This is a genomic window from Candidatus Propionivibrio aalborgensis (assembly GCF_900089945.1).
GTDB lineage: Bacteria > Pseudomonadota > Gammaproteobacteria > Burkholderiales > Rhodocyclaceae > Propionivibrio > Propionivibrio aalborgensis.
In genome coordinates this window covers 1-1,123 of the sequence record NZ_FLQY01000284.1, presented here as the reverse complement: position 1 = coordinate 1,123, position 1,123 = coordinate 1, and the positions used below count along the sequence as shown (strand labels likewise).

Genomic DNA, 1,123 nt, shown 5'->3' with positions numbered 1-1,123 from the left:
TTGTCCAACAACCGGTTCAGATCGTGGCTCGCTTCGCGATCACGATCTAACCTTAATCGTTGGCCGGCGCCACCCACTGAGAGCGCCGGATGACAAACGAAAGGAACGACCATGATTGAGCTAGGACAGAAGGCGAAAGACAAGATTACGGGGTTTGAAGGAATCATCATCGGGCGCGCGCAATACCTCACTGGCTGCGACCAGTACGGGCTTGTGCCTCCTGCAAAGGACGGGAAGATTGAGCCGGCGCAGTGGTTCGACGAGGGGCGAGTGGAAATAGTCGGCGCTGGCGTGACGGCGGCGGCTGTGACAGCGCCGCGCAATGGTGGCCCAAACCGTGACGCCCCGTGCCGGTGACGGCCAACGCTGAGTTAACGGGCCGAGCAAGCGCAGCTTGCGAAGGTCCGCGTTGAACGCCGGGTTGGCCGGCACGGAGGAGATATGAGCAAAGACACGCAATGTCCTTATTGTGGCGCGGACGTTGAGATAAACCACGATGACGGCTACGGCTACGAAGAAGACGACTTGCACCAGCAAGAGTGCGGAGAGTGTGGGAAGACATTCACCTACACCACGGCGATTCATTTCAGCTACTACGCCTACAAGGCCGACTGCCTGAACGATGGCGAACACCAGTACGAAAAAACGAAGACATACCCGCCAGAGTATGCGCGGTTGCGCTGTAAGGAATGTGGACATGAGAAGCATCTGACGGCCAACGCATAGCTAAGTGGCCGGCCGCTTGCGGACGGTCCAGCTTGAGCGCCGGGTTCGGCGGCGAAATTTCGGAGAAAGAACATGGAATACAGTGAAATGAACCTGCAGCAACGAGCCGAGTACCTGCTGGGAAAAGGGGTTGAGGCACATCTGGGTATTGACCCGGAAGTAATGTCCCCCGGCTACGCCGCGCACGCGATTGGTATGGGGAAACTGCCGTGCGGCTACCACCGCAGCGAGCAGGAGGCGATTGATGCCGGCACTGCTTGGCTGCGCGCCAAGGCGGCGACGCCGAACGTAGAGGTGAGCGGGCTGCGCGGCTTTTGGCGCAGCTCCGCTCGACCGCCGGGTTGGACGAAGCCGCTACGCGGAGAAAGACCACCTCGCGGCCCCACGAATTATTCTG

Annotated in this window: 3 protein-coding genes; all 3 read left to right on the top strand. The window is 59.8% G+C overall.

Annotated features, from left to right (window positions below; all coding sequences use genetic code 11):
- Positions 1 to 111 precede the first annotated feature (111 nt).
- On the top strand, positions 112 to 357 hold the full coding sequence (locus tag PROAA_RS13005) for a hypothetical protein (RefSeq protein ID WP_186411750.1): 246 nt from the start codon (positions 112 to 114) through the stop codon (positions 355 to 357).
- A gap of 84 nt (positions 358 to 441) precedes the next feature.
- Positions 442 to 726, top strand: a complete 285-nt coding sequence (locus PROAA_RS13000) for a hypothetical protein (protein WP_186411749.1) — start codon at positions 442 to 444, stop codon at positions 724 to 726.
- A 72-nt stretch (positions 727 to 798) separates the two neighbouring features.
- Positions 799 to 1,123: hypothetical protein (locus PROAA_RS12995; protein ID WP_186411748.1), on the top strand; the 325-nt coding region annotated here is incomplete at its 3' end.